The organism is Bartonella tribocorum, from assembly GCF_002778015.1.
Lineage (GTDB): Bacteria > Pseudomonadota > Alphaproteobacteria > Rhizobiales > Rhizobiaceae > Bartonella > Bartonella tribocorum_B.
This window is the reverse complement of sequence record NZ_NJPP01000036.1, coordinates 1-17,468: the sequence shown is the minus strand read 5'-3', so window position 1 is coordinate 17,468 and position 17,468 is coordinate 1. Positions and strand designations below refer to the sequence as shown.

Sequence of the window (17,468 nt, the reverse complement as noted above, 5' to 3'; positions counted from 1 at the left end):
TAATCTGCGTGTCCTGGGCAGTCAACGTGGGCATAGTGACGATTTTCCGTTTCATACTCAACGTGGGCTGTAGAAATAGTAATACCACGTGCGCGCTCTTCTGGTGCTGCATCAATTTGATCATATGCTTTAAACTCACCAAAAAATTTCGTAATCGCTGCTGTCAACGAAGTCTTCCCATGATCAACGTGACCAATCGTACCTATATTAACATGCGGTTTTGTTCGTTCAAATTTGCTCTTCGCCATTTGAGCTCTCCATTTTCCGTCCAAGCCAAGGACTAAGTTAAAAATTAATTTACCAACCTGAAATTAAGCGTATTTCTTTTGAATCTCCAAAGCAACAGCCGAAGGAACAGGCTCGTAATGATCAAACTGCATTGTATACTGCGCACGCCCCTGACTCATAGAGCGAAGGGTATTCACATAACCAAACATATTCGCCAAGGGAACCATCGCATTCACAACCGTTGCAATACCGCGCGCTTCAGTTCCTGAAATCTGCCCCCGACGAGAATTGAGATCACCAATAACATCACCAACATAATCATCTGGTGTAACAACTTCCACTTTCATGATTGGCTCAAGAAGCTGTGCACCAGCCTTTTTTGCGCCATCACGAAAAGCTGCACGTGCAGCAATTTCAAAAGCCAACACAGAAGAATCAACATCGTGATAACCACCATCAATGAGTGTCGCTTTTACACCAAGCATAGGGAATCCCGCAAGAGGACCCGACCCCATAACACTTTCAATTCCCTTTTGGACACCCGGAATATATTCTTTAGGAACAGCACCACCAACAATCTTCGACTCAAAAATAAAATCATCACCTTCATGAGGCTCAAAAACAATTTTCACACGAGCGAATTGACCAGCACCACCTGATTGTTTCTTATGAGTGTAATCAATTTCCGCCATTTTAGTAATTGATTCACGATAAGCAACCTGAGGTTGCCCAACATTTGCTTCAACCTTAAACTCACGCCGCATACGATCAACAATAATATCAAGATGAAGCTCACCCATTCCAGCGATAATAGTCTGACCCGATTCCTCATCCGACTTAACACGAAACGAAGGATCTTCCGCTGCCAAACGATTAAGAGCAATACCCATTTTTTCCTGATCTGCTTTTGTTTTTGGTTCAATGGCAATCTCAATAACAGGTTCTGGAAATTCCATCCGCTCCAAAATAACAGACTTCAAAGGATCACAAAGCGTATCACCTGTTGTTGTTTCCTTCAGACCGGCAAGGGCAACAATATCACCAGCAAATGCTTCATCAATATCCTCACGAGAATTTGAATGCATTTGAAGCATACGCCCTAAACGCTCTTTCTTCCCCTTTACAGTATTCTCAAGAGAAACACCTTTATGAACCTTACCAGAGTAAATACGACAGAAAGTCAACGAACCAACAAAAGGATCATTCATAATTTTAAAGGCAAGCATCGACAGCGGAGCATCATCTGAAGACTCGCGTGTCGTCTCAGCCTCAGTCTTCACATCAATACCCTTAATCGCCGGAATATCAATCGGAGAAGGAAGATAAGAAACAACAGCATCCAAAAGCGGCTGCACACCCTTATTTTTAAAGGCCGTACCACAAAGAACAGGGTGAAACTGAACTTCTACAGTTCCCTTACGAATAAGAGAAACAAGTTGCTCGTTGGTTGGCATAACACCTTCCAAATAAGCCTCCATAGCAGCCTCATCGACCTCCACAGCCATCTCAATGAGTTTCTCGCGATACTCTTCAGCCTTTTCCTTTAAATCAGAAGGAATTTCACTTATCACAGCTGAGGAACCAATAGAGCCATCCCACTTCAAAGCCTTCATCTCAACAAGATCAACAACACCTTCAAAGTCATTTTCAGCACCAATCGGCAACTGCACAACAAGCGCCTTAGCTCCCAACCGCGAACCAACCATTTCCACACTACGATAGAAATCAGCCCCTATTTTATCCATCTTATTAACAAAAACCATGCGAGGGACACAATATTTTTCAGCCTGTCGCCAAACAGTTTCTGTCTGAGGCTCAACACCAGCATTAGCATCCAACAACGCTATCGCCCCATCAAGAACACGCAAAGAGCGCTCAACCTCAATGGTAAAATCAACGTGCCCTGGTGTATCAATAATATTAAAGCGACGCTTCCGACCGTCACGCCCCTCCCAAAAAGTCGTCGTCGCAGCAGATGTAATCGTAATACCGCGCTCTTGTTCCTGCTCCATCCAATCCATCGTAGAAGCACCATCGTGTGTCTCACCGATTTTATGATTCTTACCCGTATAGAACAGAATACGCTCCGTCATCGTAGTCTTACCAGCGTCAATGTGCGCCATAATACCAAAATTACGATAATCTTCAATTTTATATTCGCGAGCCATCATATTTGCCTTAGTTTAAAACCTTTACCAGCGATAATGCGAGAATGCACGGTTAGCTTCAGCCATACGATGAACATCCTCACGCTTTTTCACGGCAGAACCGCGATTATTAGCCGCATCCATTAATTCACCAGACAAACGTTCAATCATCGTTGTCTCATTCCGACCACGCGCAGCAGCGATCAACCAGCGAATAGCAAGCGCTTGACGACGATCAGGACGAACATCTGTCGGAACCTGATAAGTAGCACCACCAATACGGCGCGAACGAACCTCAACATGAGGCGCAACATTCTCTAAAGCCCGATGAAACAGATCTACTGGATCTGTCTTTACCCTTTTTTCTACAGAATCAAGCGCACCATAAACAATACGCTCTGCAACTGATTTTTTACCATCAAACATAATGGCATTCATAAATTTCATAATAACCAAATCACCAAATTTAGGATCTGGATTAATTTCACGCTTTTCTGCTCTATGACGACGGGACATTAGCTTTGTCTCTCAATATTATTTTGGACGCTTCGCGCCATATTTTGAACGACGCTGTTTACGATTCTTGACACCCTGCGTATCAAGCAAACCACGAATAATGTGATAACGAACTCCTGGCAAATCCTTCACACGACCACCACGAATCATTACAACAGAGTGCTCTTGAAGATTATGTCCTTCTCCAGGAATATAACCAATCACCTCAAATCCATTCGTCAAACGAATTTTTGCAACTTTACGAAGAGCAGAATTAGGTTTCTTCGGTGTTGTTGTATAAACACGCGTACAAACACCACGCTTTTGCGGATTCGACTGCAGAGCAGGAACTTTATTACGCTTGACAGGCACTACACGTGGCTTGCGAATCAATTGATTTACGGTAGGCATGTAACCTTCCTCTTTTCGATCTAAATTCATCTCGCCCAATCGGGCTTTCCTATTTTTATCTCAACCTATTCCAACAGAATCGGAATAGACGTCTGATCTACACACAAAATCGGGCACACCTGCTAGAAACAGCCTACCCGATCACAAGCAGAGAAGGCAATAGCCTCTTGCACTACATTTGCTTTTAATCTTAACGCCTGTTTAAATGATCTTCTGGACCACATCCAAAACAAATGATCACTTCCACATCAGTTATATTGGTGTCTAATAGCGAGAACACAAACATTCGTCAAGAACTAAACAGCAGAAAGTTTTCAAAAATGAAAATAAATTAAATTTTAAAACGTTCAAATTGCTTTTATCGAAACTCTTGATAAATCGATTCATCATACTAATATCGCCCTAATAAATAAAAAAACGATGTGAATGCGATAAAACACTAACGCAGAAAATTGAATTGCATATTTGATATCATTGATGAGCACCATGAAAATAGCAACGTGGAATATTGCCGGAATAAAAGCACGACATGAAACATTGTATCAATGGCTACAGCAAAGTCAGCCAGACATAGTCTGTCTACAGGAAATTAAAAGTATTGATGAAAATTTTCCACGTGATGCCATTGAGAATCTAGGTTACCATATAGAAACACACGGACAAAAAAGTTTTAATGGCGTTGCGATTCTTTCTAAAAAAACACCCGATGAAGTGATCCGTCGATTACCAGGCAATGATAATGATGAACAAACACGCTACATTGAAGCCGTTTATTCAACAAACAAAGGCGTTGTACGTATTGCATCTCTCTATTTGCCAAATGGGAACCCTATTGAGAGTGAAAAATATTCCTATAAGATGGAATGGATGGAAAGATTATATACACATGCAAAATCATTGCTTGCCTATGAAGAGCCCCTTGTGCTAGCCGGTGATTATAATGTCATCCCTGCCCCATTAGATGCAAAAAAACCTCAAGAATGGAATCAAGATGCCTTATTTCTTCAAGAAACAAGAAAAGCATTCCAACGTATTCTTCATTTAGGTCTTTACGATGCTATCCGGAATGTTACCGATACACCCTCTTTTAGTTTTTGGGATTTTCAGGCTGGGGCATGGCCTAAAAATAATGGGATTCGCATTGACCATTTACTCTTATCACCAGAAGCGGTTGATCAGCTCATCTGCGCTCATAGTCAAACAGAGGTAAGGGGATACCAAAAACCATCTGACCATGTTCCTGTTTGGATTCATCTTAATGTCAATTAAAAAAGTATAGCTCTTATTTCATGAAACAATAAAAAAGATTCCACTCAGAAGAATAACTATGTTACACCGTGAAAACAGTATATCTTAAATAATTACAATAAAAAATAAATGAATGGAGGACAGAAATGAAGAAATCATTATTAATGTTTATTGCGGCAACAACCATTGGGCTCACCAGTGTTGCGCATGCTGGAAATGATACGCTTGAAAAAATAAAACGAACAGGAGAAATCACTTTAGGTGTCCGTGAATCATCTGGTTTAGCCTACGCCCTTGGTAATAATAAATATGTAGGTTTTCATACAGAAATGGCAGAACGTATCATTGATGATATCTCAAAAAAAATTGGTAAACCGATTAAAATTCATTATCTTCCCATCACTTCTCAAAATAGAATTCCTCTCTTAAAAAATAAAACCTATGATTTTGAGTGCGGCTCAACAACAAATGATACTTCCCGTAGTAAAGAAGCAGCATTTGCTTATACGACATACGTTGAAGAAGTTCGGATTGCTGTGAAGAAAAATTCTAACATTAAATCTCTTGACGATTTAAATGGAAAAACAGTTGCAACAACCACCGGTACGACATCTGTTCAACTTATTCGTAAAAACAAACGTGCAAAAAACATTCACTTTAAGGTCGTTCAAGGAAAAGATCACGGAGATAGTTTCTTATTACTCGAATCTGGTCGTGCCGATGCATTTGTTATGGATGCTTCAATTCTTGCTGGACATATTGCAAAATCAAAAAATCCATCTGATTATGTCATTCTTGACACCGTACTTTCAGTCGAACCCATCGCCTGCATGCTTAGATTACATGACAAAAAATTTGAACAAGCAATCAACGATAGCATCGTTCGTCAGATTAAAGACAAATCACTTGAAAAACTTTATAATAAGTGGTTTATGAAACCGATTCCACCTGCTAATACTGTTATGAACCTTCCCTTATCAAAACAAACAAGATATGCTTGGGATTACCCAAACAATAAGCCGCGGGAAAGCTATACAGAAAAAGATTTGTAGAATTTGAAAAGAAGAACCACACTCTTTAAAAATTGAGTGTGGTTTATATTTTAGTTCACTTTTTAGTAAATTCTGCCTATGTAAATAGGCTTGATCTATTGTCTTATTTGTGAATGCCTAATTTGAGGGAATATTAATTAATGGATTTTTCTTTCCTTTGTAGAGATGACCTTACTCAAACACTGGTAACAGGATGCTTGGGTACTCTTGGGGTGAGTCATACTTATCTAGACACACTTCTTGATGGCTTAAAAAATACGGTTATATTGTCCATCACTTCACTTATATTAGCTATATTTTGTGGTATTATTATAGGGACAATGCGCACTTTACCTAAAACATCCATCATCAATTGTGTATTTCGCACTATCGGTGTTATTTGGGTAGAAGTTATGCGTAATATTCCCCTCCTTGTACAGGTATTTTTATGGTATTTTGTTGTTCCCAAGATCTATCCACCAGCGATGAACTTTCCCCCCATTCTCTTAATAACATGTGCATTGGGATTTTTTACATCGGCACGCATTGCAGAACAAGTTCGTTCAGGCATTGAAGCGATTCCTTCAGGACAACGCTATGCTGCTATGGCAATGGGGTTTACAACGTATCAAAGTTATCGTTATATTATATTGCCGCGTGCTATTCGTGCAATTATGCCGCCGCTTACTTCAGAAGCAATGGGTATTGTAAAGAATTCATCTATAGCATTCGCTGTTTCAATAAATGAACTCATGCAATTTCAATATCAAGCAATTGAAGAAATAAGTCATGTTTACGAAAACTATTTGCTTGTTACGATTCTTTATATTCTGTTAGCCTTATTCGTATTTATTGTGATGACCGTGATTGAACAAATACTCAAAATTCCTAATTTCCAAACAAAGGGAAATTGAATATGATAGATTTCATAAGCTCTCAATTTGGACTTTATTTTCCTTTCAATTTTTCAAATTTTGATTTTTCCTTTTTTACCTTTGATGTATTTCGTTCTTACATTTTATCAGGCTTGCTCTTTAGCGTTTTTCTAACGCTTTTTGCAACGGTACTGGGATTTATTTTCGGCACGCTTTTAGCAATGATACGCCTTTCTTCCATAAAAATTCTTTCTTGGTTTGCAATCGTTTACATAACAGCTATGCGTTCGATACCCCTTGTGATGGTTATCTTATGGTTTTTCGTGCTTCTGCCTTTTTTAACAGGGACATCCATCGGTGCCAATAAATCAGCACTCATTACCTTTACCGCATTTGAAACGGCTTATTTTGCTGAAATTATGCGTGCTGGTATCAATTCAGTTTCGCAAGGACAAAAATATGCAGGCCAAGCTCTTGGAATGACATATTGGCAAAGTATGTACATTGTCATTCTTCCTCAAGCCTTTAGAGATATGCTTCCAGTTTTTTTAACACAAGTCATTATTCTTTTTCAGGATACAACCCTTGTTTATGCCATCAGTGGTCATAGCCTTTTGAATGGTTTTGATATTGCTGCTAATAATTTTGGTGTAAAGCAAGAAGCGTATATCCTAGCAGCTATTTTCTATTTTGTTATCTGTTTTACACTGTCACAAATCGTTTTATATGTACAAAAAAAGGTGTCCATTATTCGCTAACGGGGAAAAAATGTCTACTCATATGATCGAAATAAAAAATGTTTCTAACTGGTATGGTGAAGTTCAAGTTCTTAAAAGCTGTACAACCAACATTAATAAAGGAGAAGTTGTTGTCGTTTGTGGGCCATCAGGATCAGGAAAGTCAACACTCATTAAGACCATTAACGCTCTCGTCCCTTTTCAAAAAGGTGAAATTTGGATTAATGGAATACCCGTTCATTCAAAACAAACGAATCTGCCTAAATTACGCAGTCAGGTGGGAATGGTATTTCAACACTTCGAGCTTTTTCCCCATTTATCTGTCACAGAAAATTTGACAATTGCCCAAATCAAAGTTCTAAAACGAAGCAAAAAAGAAGCACTTGAACGTGGTTTGTTGTATCTTGAACGTGTGGGGCTTATTGAACATAAAGATAAATATCCTGGTCAACTTTCTGGAGGACAACAACAACGTGTTGCTATTGCACGTGCTTTAACCATGGATCCACTTGTTATGCTTTTTGATGAACCAACTTCTGCTCTAGACCCTGAAATGGTAGGTGAAGTGCTTGATGTCATGATCAGTTTAGCAGAAGAAGGTATGACAATGATTTGTGTAACCCATGAAATGGGATTCGCACAAAAAGTCTCAGAGCGTATTATTTTCATAGATCAAGGAACAATTCTTGAAGATTGCTCATCTAAAGAGTTCTTTTCTCATCCACAAGAAAGAACACCAAGAGCGCAGGAATTTTTGTCTAAGATCTTAAGTCATTAGCCATTATATCATCGCAAAAAGCTATCTCTGCTGTAAACTTGGACACAAAACAGTAAAGTTTAATAACAGATGAGAGAGTGTAAACAAATATTACAACAAGATAATTAAAAGTTCTTGTTTTTTAAAATATCAGCAACCAGTGAAATTGCTGTACGTCTCTCAAATTCATTACAAAGAAAAAAAGCGTGCTCTTGCAAAGGTCGAATCCAATTTTTGTCTTTTACGTTCGCTTTTTCATAGGCTGTAGTTAGCATTGCCGTACCGCGAACGATTTTTCCTTCTTTAAGAAGCATGTTTCCAAGCATCGCTTGGGCAGAAGGGTTTCCTCTTTTTGCTGAAAGTTGAAACCATCGTGCTGCTTGTATAAGATTCTTCTCCCGTCCCTCTCCCTTTAAAAATATTTTTCCTAAATGATACTGAGCTTTAGGATTTCTATAATTCACCGCAGCCTGCATATAAAGACGAGCGGCATAAGAAGGATTAGGTTTCACGGGCGATTGAGGAATACCTTTTTTTATATATCCAGCAAGCTTAACCAATGCATCAGAAACATAACTTTCATCCTCTGAGCCAAGATCAGCACCTTTTTCAGCGATATATGCAAAAAAACGATAAGCCTTGTAATCATCTTTAGGGACACCATCACCATTTACGTAGATAGAGCCAAGTTTCCAATTCGCGCCAATATGCCCCCTCTTAGCGGCACAACGTAGCGCTGAAATAGCCTGATTTATCTGCCCATTTTTATAAGCAGACATACCACGTGTCAAAAAATAAAACGAACCATCATGCACTTCCTGCAAGCTATTAACATCTATTGCATAAACAGTCGAAAAAAATCCCCCTAAAGTTGCAACAACCGTAGCTTTTTTCCATATCTGAAATCTCTTGACCATTTTTTCCCCCTCTCTCCCAATGTTAATTGTTCTATCTGTTACAAATTTCTTTGTAGATCTTTAAACACTTTTCTTTGTAAGAAACACGAAAGATTTTAAAGTAAAATTTTTAAAAGAAAAGAAAAATAAATAAAAAATATCAAAAGTGTTCAATGAAACAACCCGCTCATTGAACAGAATTTTGAGAACGGAGGGGATATATGATGAATGGTAAATATTTAAGCACAAGAAATAACATGAAAGATGGACAAATACAATAATGATCGTTAACTTATAACTTCTAACTTCACGACTGTCTCTCTAGCTAAAGATAAAGTTTCTCATACCCATCAATCGGTAAATAATACAGTTTTTTCGCTAAATTCTAATTGCTCGATGCTTTCTATGCTTTACTTAATAGATAAGACATTTATTTATAAAGATAAATTATTATTTCCAATTTGAATCATCCCCTTCAATACAGAAAGACTCCTTCCCTCTTCTCATCTTGAAACCATTAAAATAACTTGTGAATAAATGATGAGAAAAGTTTATAAATGAGCTTAAAAGAGAATTTTAAACGCCTCCAATAAATATACTCACATACAAGATCTATCATAACATGGGAGGCTAAAAAATATAATGACCTTACATGCTTACACCTTTATAAGCTCTCCAAAAATAAGCCCCCCCAATATTCATCGCTACCTATAAATGACAAAAATACCACATGTGAAAATTTTATACGCCTTATTGCCCTAAGTGATAGTGTTCCGAAACAAGTCAATATATTGATTTATAATCATAGTTTACTGTTTCTCATCTTGCATGAAACCCTCAAATATTGTAAATATTCTCTTATTTGAACCTGTTTCATATTGAATCAATCAAAACTCTTCGACTTGCACATGATAAGCAGGGAGAGCCTGTGTTAAATGAAACTATGGAAGAAAGAACTAAAAATAACTCTTGAATCGTTTTAAGTGCCAAGATCTATTCGCCCACCGTCAAGCTGCTGGCTAAGTGTGTGATGGCGCTTGACTTGTTCTTCACAAGCGTAAAGATGGAGAGGCTTAATCAATTTACCGTTATACTATTCACAGCCGCCAAAGCGGAATGAGCCTGAGTGCCTTAAGAAACATCTCTTTGATAAATCCAAAACGCTGCCCCCATAAAGATTTCATGACTGCATTCACGAAAAAAAGTCTTCTTAAAAAAATCAATACCAACCATAATGCTATAAAATCATTCATAGAAAAACAAAAAGTGAAAATCAGCCTAACCGCTCTAAAGCAATAGACATTTTTTTCTGCGCAGCACGCAGTTCTACAACCCTATTTTGTTCATTTTCAACAATTTCTGCTTTTGCATTTGCTATAAATCTGGGATTATTTAACTTAAGCGATATTTTTTCAATATCTTGTTCAATTTTACAGACCTCCTTCCTCAAACGAACACGTTCAGCCTCCAAATCAATCAACTGTCCTAATGGCAAACAAAAAACAGCCTCTCCCAAAATCATTTGTGCCGATACTTCCGGAACTTTATCAGAAAAATCAATAACTTCAATACGCGCTAACTTTTTAAGAAGTGCATCATAACGCTGTACACGCTCCCGAGTTACTTCCCCTCCCTCGACAACGACAAGAGGTGCGCGTGTCGCTGCTGGAATATTCATTTCAAAACGTACAGACCGAATCCCCGTCACCACATCAATAAGCCAATTAATATCAGCAGCAGCCTTCTCATCTATCAATGTTTCCTCTGGCCATTTTGTCAATGCGAGCATATCCTCACGCTTGATCCCTTGCGTTTCTGTAAGAGACCACAATTCTTCTGTCATATGAGGCATAAAGGGATGAAGAAGTTTATAGACTTCATCTAAAACCCAAGCCGTACAAGCTTGAGCCTCACTTTTAGCATCTTCATTTTCACCCTGAAAAAGTGGTTTGAGAAGTTCCAAATACCAATCACAAAATGTATTCCAAATGAAACGGTAAAGAGCAGCTGCAGACTCATTAAACTTATAGTGTTCAATACCCGCTGTTACTACTGAAATCGTTTTAGAAAGCTCAGTTAAAATCCAACGATTAAGGGCCAGCTTTGCTTGTTCTGGCTTAAAAGTTAGATCATGCTTCACACCATTCATCTGTGCAAATCGGGTAGCATTCCACAATTTCGTAGCAAAATTACGATAACCAGCAATGCGGGAAGTATCAAGTTTTACATCACGACCTTGCGCGGCCATAATAGCCAAAGTAAAACGAAGAGCATCAGCGCTATACTGATCAATAAGCTCTAAGGGATCAATAATATTTCCCTTTGATTTTGACATCTTTGCCCCCTTTTGATCTCGGACAAGAGCGTGCACATAAACCGTTGGGAAAGGAACTTCACCCATAAAGTGAAGTCCCATCATCATCATACGAGCAACCCAGAAAAAGATAATATCAAATCCTGTCACAGATAAAGATGTTGGATAAAAAGTGGATAATTCAGTTGTTTTATCAGGCCATCCTAATGTTGAAAAAGGCCAAAGAGCTGATGAAAACCAAGTATCTAAAACATCTGGATCACGAATTAATTCAACGACCTCACCATAATGAGCAAAAGCCGAATCTAAAGCCTCTTTCTCACTTTTTTCCACAAAAACTGTTCCATCAGGGCCATACCAAGCAGGAATCTGATGCCCCCACCATAATTGGCGAGAAATGCACCAAGGTTGAATATTTTGCATCCAATTGAAGTAGGTCTTTTTCCAGTTATCAGGAACAAAGTGCGTTTTTCCTTGTTGAACAGCTTCTATCGCTGGCTTCGCTAATTCGGCAGCATGAACATACCATTGATCTGTCAAAAAAGGTTCAATAGGTACACCACTGCGATCTCCATGAGGAACCATATGGGAATGATCATCAACAGAAGCTAAATACCCTCGTTCTTCCATAAAAGAAATAATCTTCTGGCGCGCAATAAAACGATCAGCTTTATCAAGATTGTCTACTAACATTTTTAATTCATCTGATAAAACCAACCCCTCAAAAAACGCTTCATTCTCACAGAGAAAAATCTCGGCTTTTTGGGTAAAAATATTGATTAAGCGTAAATCATTACGCTGTCCTACTTCAAAGTCATTAAAGTCATGAGCAGGTGTGATTTTTACAGCACCACTTCCAGCCTCAGGATCAGCATGCGTATCACCAACAATCAACAACCGACGACCAACAAGCGGCAAAAGAGCATTTTTACCTATAAGATTTCTATAACGCTCATCTTCAGGATGAACAGCAATTCCTGTATCACCAAGCATTGTTTCTGGTCGTGTTGTCGCCACTGTTATAAAAGTTGTCGCATCATTGGGGTCAAAAATTTTACCCTCAAGTGGATATCTAAAGTGCCATAAATGTCCTTGAACTTCTTTTTGCTCAACTTCAAGATCCGAAATAGCCGTCAACAATTTAGGATCCCAATTGACGAGGCGCTTATCTCTATATATCAATCCTTGCCTATAAAGCGTGACAAAGACTTCACGAACAGCCTGCGACAACCCCTCATCCATTGTAAAGCGCTCACGCGACCAATCACATGAAACGCCAAGGCGGCGCAACTGGTTTGCAATAATGCCTCCTGTTTCATGGCGCCACTCCCAAATACGCTCAATAAACTTTTCTCTCCCCATTTCTTGACGTGTTGGCTCTTGGCGTTCTGCAAGTTGACGCTCTACAACCATTTGTGTAGCAATCCCAGCATGATCCATACCAGGCTGCCACAATACATTTTTGCCACGCATCCGCTGAAATCTAACCATGATATCTTGAATTGTCGTATTGAGCGCATGCCCCATATGAAGTGAGCCTGTAACATTAGGAGGCGGAAGCATAACGCAAAAAGGCTCTGTCCCCCTTTTAGATCCCGCTCCCGCTTTAAAAGCCCCACGAGTCTCCCATCTCTTTGCAACCCGTTGCTCTATGGAAGCAGCATCATAGTTTTTTTCTAACATTCTATCCATCCATAACGCCGCTGAAAAACACAATATATGATCAAACCCCGATCAGAATCCCGCAAATCTCACCCCTCACTAGAGAGCCCGAAAGATCTCAAATAAACTTTTCATAAAATGAAAAACATAAAAACAATATCAAAAAATAATTAAGACGATTTTTTAATCGCCTTCACAATCTCTTCACGTAAAATATCTTCCAACAAAACAGGTAATTTAGACTGCAACCATTCTGCTATAGCCGGACGCAACACATCCTTTGCAATCTTTTCTGCAGAAGAAATGCAATACGCAGACAACTTTACACGACCAGCTCCCCCAGCTTCTAACGGTGACTTTTTGATTTCACTTTCATATTCTTTTGCTTTATAATCAGAATTTCGTTCTTCAGAAGAAAACTTCATCTTTTGCACATCCACACCAATTGTATCGTTTTCTACCTTTGTATCCTCTTTCTCTTGCGCACTTCTCCCCCCTTGATTTTCAGTAGAAAGACCAATACGATCAGCTAAAGCCTTCATAGCATCATCAACCGATAAGGCTGTATCATAAACACCTTCCGACGCAACTTCCAAACGATCCCCCGAAGCATTCACTGCAACATCTTCATTTAAAAAGTGATCAGATTGAACCGCATTTTCTTCGATTATTTCACGAATAGATGTCAAAATTTCATCCATACTTGGCTCACGTAACACGCTTGAACTCTGTACCATGCTTTACAACCTCTCAAAGACGCAACAACAAATAGAATCACATTTTCAGTGTATGCAAAAGAATTATAAGATCAACATGCCTCTCGTGATATTTTCAAATATGCTTGTCATAAAGAGGGCACTACGCACAATTTTCTACACTTAAAAGAACATATCACCGCTCTATTTTCAACATATCCAACGGCTAATTAACTAATTTAAAAAAAACTAAAATGATTTGAGATAAAAGAGCTACTTTTACGTATTATTGAATTGTTTTTAAGCCTAGATAATTTGCAGTCAATTTACCAATAGAAGATTGAACACTATAGCTCGCCACAACAGCATTGCGCTCTGCCGTTGCAAGCGCAATTTGAGCATTAATCAATTGAGTACGAGAATTTAAAACATCCAATGTTGTTGCCTGCCCTACACGATTTTCTTGAACACGACCTTTAAGAGCAATTTCAGCAGCACGCACACTTTCACGGTAAGCAACAACAGACGCACGCGCACCTTCCAACTGAAACCAAGCAGAAGTAAGTGCTTGTCTTGTATTACTACGCGCCAAATCAAGTTGAAGCTGTGCCTGTCCAAGCTGTTCCTTCGATTGGCGAATCTGCGCAGACGTACGCCCTCCTTCAAAGATTGGAACACTCACGGACAATCCGATTGATTTAGAAACGCCATCCTCTCCAGGACCACTGTAAATTCGATTATAGGATGCTGTTGCAGAAAAATCAACTTTAGGGAGCAACGCTCCTTCTTTCGCCTTTACATTGTAGCCACTCGCATCGACTAAATATTGAGCATAAAGGATTGCTGGGTGCATCACAGCGCTCATTTGGTAAGCCATATCAAGATTGACAGGAAAATCTGTCGCAACAGGTGGACGTTTTAGCTTTTCAGGGTCAGAACCAATAATTTGTCGATACACTGCCTCTGCTGCTTTTACATCAGCACGAGCAAGACTCAGCTCTGAAACCGCCACGGAACGTGCAGCTTGAGCTTGAGCAAGATCAACACGCCCTCCCTCACCCACATCAAATTTTGCTTTATTGGAACGAACTTGCTCTTCAAGAGCAGCTAAATTTTCTCTCCGGAGATTGGCAATACGACGTGCTTGATAGACATTAGCATAAGCCGTCACAGTCTCCAGAAATGTATTTTGCTCAGCATTACGAAGATACTCACGTTGCGCCTGCAGCTTAACTTGAGCGGAAGAAAACATATTTTGCGTGATAAAACCGTCAAATAATCTTTGGGTTAATCTTACGCCTATAGATCCAGAAGTGACATAAGGACCTGAAAAAGACTTATTCCGCCCATAACTCCCAACCCCTTCAACTTGTGGTAATAACCCTGATCGCGCAATCACAACATCATCACCGGATATACGAACAGCCGCCCGTTCACTATTCAACTTAGCATTGTTTTTATAAGCTTTAGAAAAAGCATCCATCAACGTTTCAGCACAAACAGCCTCCGATAAAAAAAGACTCAACACCAGCAAAAAACACGCTTGAAACTTCTTCTTTATTTTAAACGCAATACACACAATCACAAACCCCAAATAAATAACAGAATTATCTTTTATTCATAAAACAAACAAGCACTAAAATACAAAATCAGGTTTTTTAAAAAAACAAGGAAGAGGCTTTACAGCGAGATTAAAAGCACAACGGGCTGAGATGATTCCATCTTCTTTGATATAGATTCGTGCTACAGCAGCATTTCCATGCCCTTCAACCACAACAAGACGTCCACTGTCTTTCATTTGCTCAAAAATACCTTGTGGAATAAAATCGACAGATCCCTCAATAAAAATTACATCATAAGGTCCCTCAACGGCATATCCCTGCTCTAATGGACCATGAATGACAACCACATTATCGCATTGATTACGTTCTAAAGCTTCAAGAGCACGTTCAAAAAGAGCCTCATTACTTTCCAACGCAATCACAGACCCTGCAAGTTTTGAAAGCAAGGCTGCACAATAACCACTATTTGCACCAATATTTAAAACAACATTTGATGATTTTACAGCAGCAAGCTGTAATAATTTTGCGAGAGATGCAGGCTTCATCAAATAGCGTGCAGAAACCTCATCTTGCGCTGAACATAAAGCAATATCGGTATCAAGATAGCTTAATGCTTTCACATCTTCCGATACAAAATCTTCACGAGATATCGTTAAAAACGCTTCAAGAACTGATAAATCCGTTACATCGACTGTACGAATTTGATTGTCAACCATTTTGCGACGAAGCTCAGCAAAATCTGCAACCATAACGACTATTTTCTCCTAATCTACAAAAAACAAATAAAATAGCAACAATGAAGGACTAAGATCTCTTAAACTATGGATGTTACAAAAAAAGACACGACAGTCAACAACTCGATTCTAACAGTACAATCTTTCACACAAAAGTGTCTTTACAACTGTAGGGGGAAATAATCTCTTTTCGTATGCCTCCCCTAAAAGCCGTTTCGTTTAAAATCGGCTGGAGGCCTCGCCCGGAATCGAACCGGGATACAAGGATTTGCAGTCCTCTGCGTAACCATTCCGCCACAAGGCCTCATCAACAAACATAAAGGTCTCAATAAGGGAAGGCAAAGCATCCGTCAAGGTGTAGAAATCTTCTCTTGCCTTTTTTCCTCTTATTACACAATTTATCACATTTTTTTTAAAAAAAGTAATTTTATCCTTTGCAAATCAGTATTGCTTTGCTATAGCCTCTTCAGCTAAATGATTGAGCGCCGTTCCCCGGTAGCTCAGCGGTAGAGCAACCGGCTGTTAACCGGTTGGTCGCTGGTTCGAATCCGGCCCGGGGAGCCACTTCTTTTTTATTAAGAATATATTGGTTTTACAAGTATTTTTTATGTGAGGAATGCATAAGTGAAAGCGGAAAAATAGAATTTTTCAGCCTATCTGTATAGGAAATTTTTTTCGTCGAGTTTTTCGAACAATTTTTTAAATTTTGTTAAGTCCTGTTGTGGAAAATTCTCTAAATTTCTAACAAGTGTATCAATGATTTCGCGGCAAAATGGATCTGAAGCTTTGATCATAAAGCTCTTTCGACAGAAATAAGCTTCTTTTCTTAACAGCGAAGCGGTAGCTTTATCTAAAGCATACAGCTCTATAATCTTACCTTCCATACCAACCGGTACTGATTTCTTGCCAATTTCAACAGAAGATAAAAATCTTACAGATATATCTAAGAGACGTTCTGAGTGATCAATACGAAATTTACGTAAAATTTTACCAAAGGATGTAACCATATAAAAATCCATTTTAGAGAAGGAATATTTCTTCTGATTGTAGCTTGTCATCGGGTTTTGCACAATTTGACAGCAGGTTTCGCATCAATTTATTTTTTTTCAAAGGATTTTTAAGGGGGGCTCAAAGGATCTTCAAAGGCCTTTCAAAGGCTGTTTTAAGATTCGTAATTTTGGGTGAGAGCCTATTGGATTTTTCTCCTCCAGATCTTTTATCCTACAAAGCATGATAATCACGCGTATTCTCTAAGACGCTCCCATTGTCTTCCAAGTCACTAAAGCGTGTAAAATCGGATTGAAAGGCAAGAGGAACTATTCCTGTTGGACCATGGCGTTGTTTGGCTATAATAACCACAGCTTTGCCCTTGGCTTTCTCCATTGTCTCTTGCCATCTGCTATACTCAGCACTGCCTTCTTTTGGCTCTTCCTTTTTGAGATAATATTCTTCACGATAAACAAAAAGCACAATATCGGCATCTTGTTCAATGGAACCTGATTCTCGTAGATCTGCAAGCTGTGGACGTTTATCTGTTCGGTTTTCAACTTGGCGTGATAATTGTGAAAGAGCAATGATGGGAATATTAAGTTCTTTGGCCAAAGCTTTAAGCCCCATGGTAATCGCTGTCATTTCTTGAACGCGGTTTTCTGAAGAACGCTTTGAACCGCTTGTCC

The 17,468-nt window shown here is 39.0% G+C and carries 16 protein-coding genes and 2 tRNA genes; 6 read left to right on the top strand and 12 right to left on the bottom strand.

All coding sequences use genetic code 11. From position 1 onward, the window contains the following. The 4 genes from CEV08_RS07980 to rpsL form a co-directional block, all read right to left on the bottom strand. Window positions 1-248: GTP-binding protein (locus CEV08_RS07980; RefSeq protein ID WP_245407073.1), on the bottom strand; the 248-nt coding region annotated here is incomplete at its 3' end. A gap of 63 nt (window positions 249-311) precedes the next feature. Then, window positions 312-2,396 carry an elongation factor G gene (fusA, locus tag CEV08_RS07975; protein WP_100131111.1) on the bottom strand — a complete coding sequence of 695 codons (2,085 nt, stop codon included), beginning with the start codon at window positions 2,394-2,396 and terminating at the stop codon, window positions 312-314. Window positions 2,397-2,420: 24 nt separating this feature from the next. Further along, the gene (gene rpsG, locus CEV08_RS07970) at window positions 2,421-2,891 is read right to left on the bottom strand and encodes a 30S ribosomal protein S7 (protein ID WP_100131110.1); all 471 of its coding nucleotides are present in this window, start codon (window positions 2,889-2,891) and stop codon (window positions 2,421-2,423) included. Window positions 2,892-2,909: 18 nt separating this feature from the next. After that, window positions 2,910-3,281: a 30S ribosomal protein S12 gene (rpsL, locus tag CEV08_RS07965; RefSeq protein ID WP_006589495.1), complete on the bottom strand. Its 372-nt coding sequence runs from the start codon at window positions 3,279-3,281 to the stop codon at window positions 2,910-2,912. A 486-nt stretch (window positions 3,282-3,767) separates the two neighbouring features. Here rpsL and xth point away from each other — a divergent pair, with 486 nt between their 5' ends. The 5 genes from xth (at window position 3,768) to CEV08_RS07940 (ending at window position 7,950) form a co-directional block, all read left to right on the top strand. After that, window positions 3,768-4,550, top strand: coding sequence for an exodeoxyribonuclease III (gene xth, locus CEV08_RS07960; protein ID WP_100131109.1), 783 nt, complete (start codon window positions 3,768-3,770; stop codon window positions 4,548-4,550). Between the two features lie 125 nt (window positions 4,551-4,675). Then, window positions 4,676-5,581: a transporter substrate-binding domain-containing protein gene (locus CEV08_RS07955; RefSeq protein WP_100131108.1), complete on the top strand. Its 906-nt coding sequence runs from the start codon at window positions 4,676-4,678 to the stop codon at window positions 5,579-5,581. Between the two features lie 140 nt (window positions 5,582-5,721). Continuing rightward, a complete protein-coding gene (locus CEV08_RS07950) occupies window positions 5,722-6,474 on the top strand; it encodes an amino acid ABC transporter permease (RefSeq protein ID WP_100131107.1) in 753 nt (250 codons plus the stop codon). A gap of 2 nt (window positions 6,475-6,476) precedes the next feature. After that, entirely contained in the window at window positions 6,477-7,193 is a 717-nt protein-coding gene (locus tag CEV08_RS07945; protein WP_100131106.1) for an amino acid ABC transporter permease, read from the top strand. A 10-nt stretch (window positions 7,194-7,203) separates the two neighbouring features. Beyond that, the gene (locus tag CEV08_RS07940; RefSeq protein ID WP_100131105.1) at window positions 7,204-7,950 is read left to right on the top strand and encodes an amino acid ABC transporter ATP-binding protein; all 747 of its coding nucleotides are present in this window, start codon (window positions 7,204-7,206) and stop codon (window positions 7,948-7,950) included. 104 nt (window positions 7,951-8,054) lie between these two features. Here CEV08_RS07940 and CEV08_RS07935 read toward each other — a convergent pair whose 3' ends face one another. From CEV08_RS07935 to CEV08_RS07910, 6 genes are all read right to left on the bottom strand, one after another. Next, the gene (locus CEV08_RS07935) at window positions 8,055-8,846 is read right to left on the bottom strand and encodes a tetratricopeptide repeat protein (RefSeq protein WP_100131104.1); all 792 of its coding nucleotides are present in this window, start codon (window positions 8,844-8,846) and stop codon (window positions 8,055-8,057) included. 1,252 nt (window positions 8,847-10,098) lie between these two features. Beyond that, window positions 10,099-12,822: a valine--tRNA ligase gene (locus tag CEV08_RS07930; protein ID WP_100131103.1), complete on the bottom strand. Its 2,724-nt coding sequence runs from the start codon at window positions 12,820-12,822 to the stop codon at window positions 10,099-10,101. 149 nt (window positions 12,823-12,971) lie between these two features. Beyond that, entirely contained in the window at window positions 12,972-13,538 is a 567-nt protein-coding gene (locus CEV08_RS07925; protein WP_100131102.1) for a DUF2497 domain-containing protein, read from the bottom strand. A gap of 244 nt (window positions 13,539-13,782) precedes the next feature. Continuing rightward, window positions 13,783-15,024 (bottom strand): TolC family outer membrane protein, encoded by a 1,242-nt coding sequence (locus tag CEV08_RS07920; protein ID WP_100131101.1) that lies wholly within the window; start codon window positions 15,022-15,024, stop codon window positions 13,783-13,785. A gap of 108 nt (window positions 15,025-15,132) precedes the next feature. Further along, on the bottom strand, window positions 15,133-15,807 hold the full coding sequence (locus CEV08_RS07915) for a protein-L-isoaspartate O-methyltransferase family protein (RefSeq protein WP_100131100.1): 675 nt from the start codon (window positions 15,805-15,807) through the stop codon (window positions 15,133-15,135). Between the two features lie 215 nt (window positions 15,808-16,022). Then, window positions 16,023-16,096 (bottom strand) — tRNA-Cys (locus tag CEV08_RS07910). A gap of 185 nt (window positions 16,097-16,281) precedes the next feature. Here CEV08_RS07910 and CEV08_RS07905 point away from each other — a divergent pair. Further along, window positions 16,282-16,356, top strand: a tRNA-Asn gene (locus CEV08_RS07905). Between the two features lie 89 nt (window positions 16,357-16,445). Here the strand turns inward: CEV08_RS07905 and CEV08_RS07900 are convergent. Together CEV08_RS07900 and CEV08_RS07895 are read right to left on the bottom strand one after the other, a co-directional pair. Beyond that, a complete protein-coding gene (locus tag CEV08_RS07900) occupies window positions 16,446-16,799 on the bottom strand; it encodes a transcriptional regulator (protein WP_100131099.1) in 354 nt (117 codons plus the stop codon). A 214-nt stretch (window positions 16,800-17,013) separates the two neighbouring features. Continuing rightward, window positions 17,014-17,468 (bottom strand): DnaB-like helicase C-terminal domain-containing protein (locus CEV08_RS07895; protein WP_280951732.1); only part of this gene is annotated, 455 nt, incomplete at its 5' end.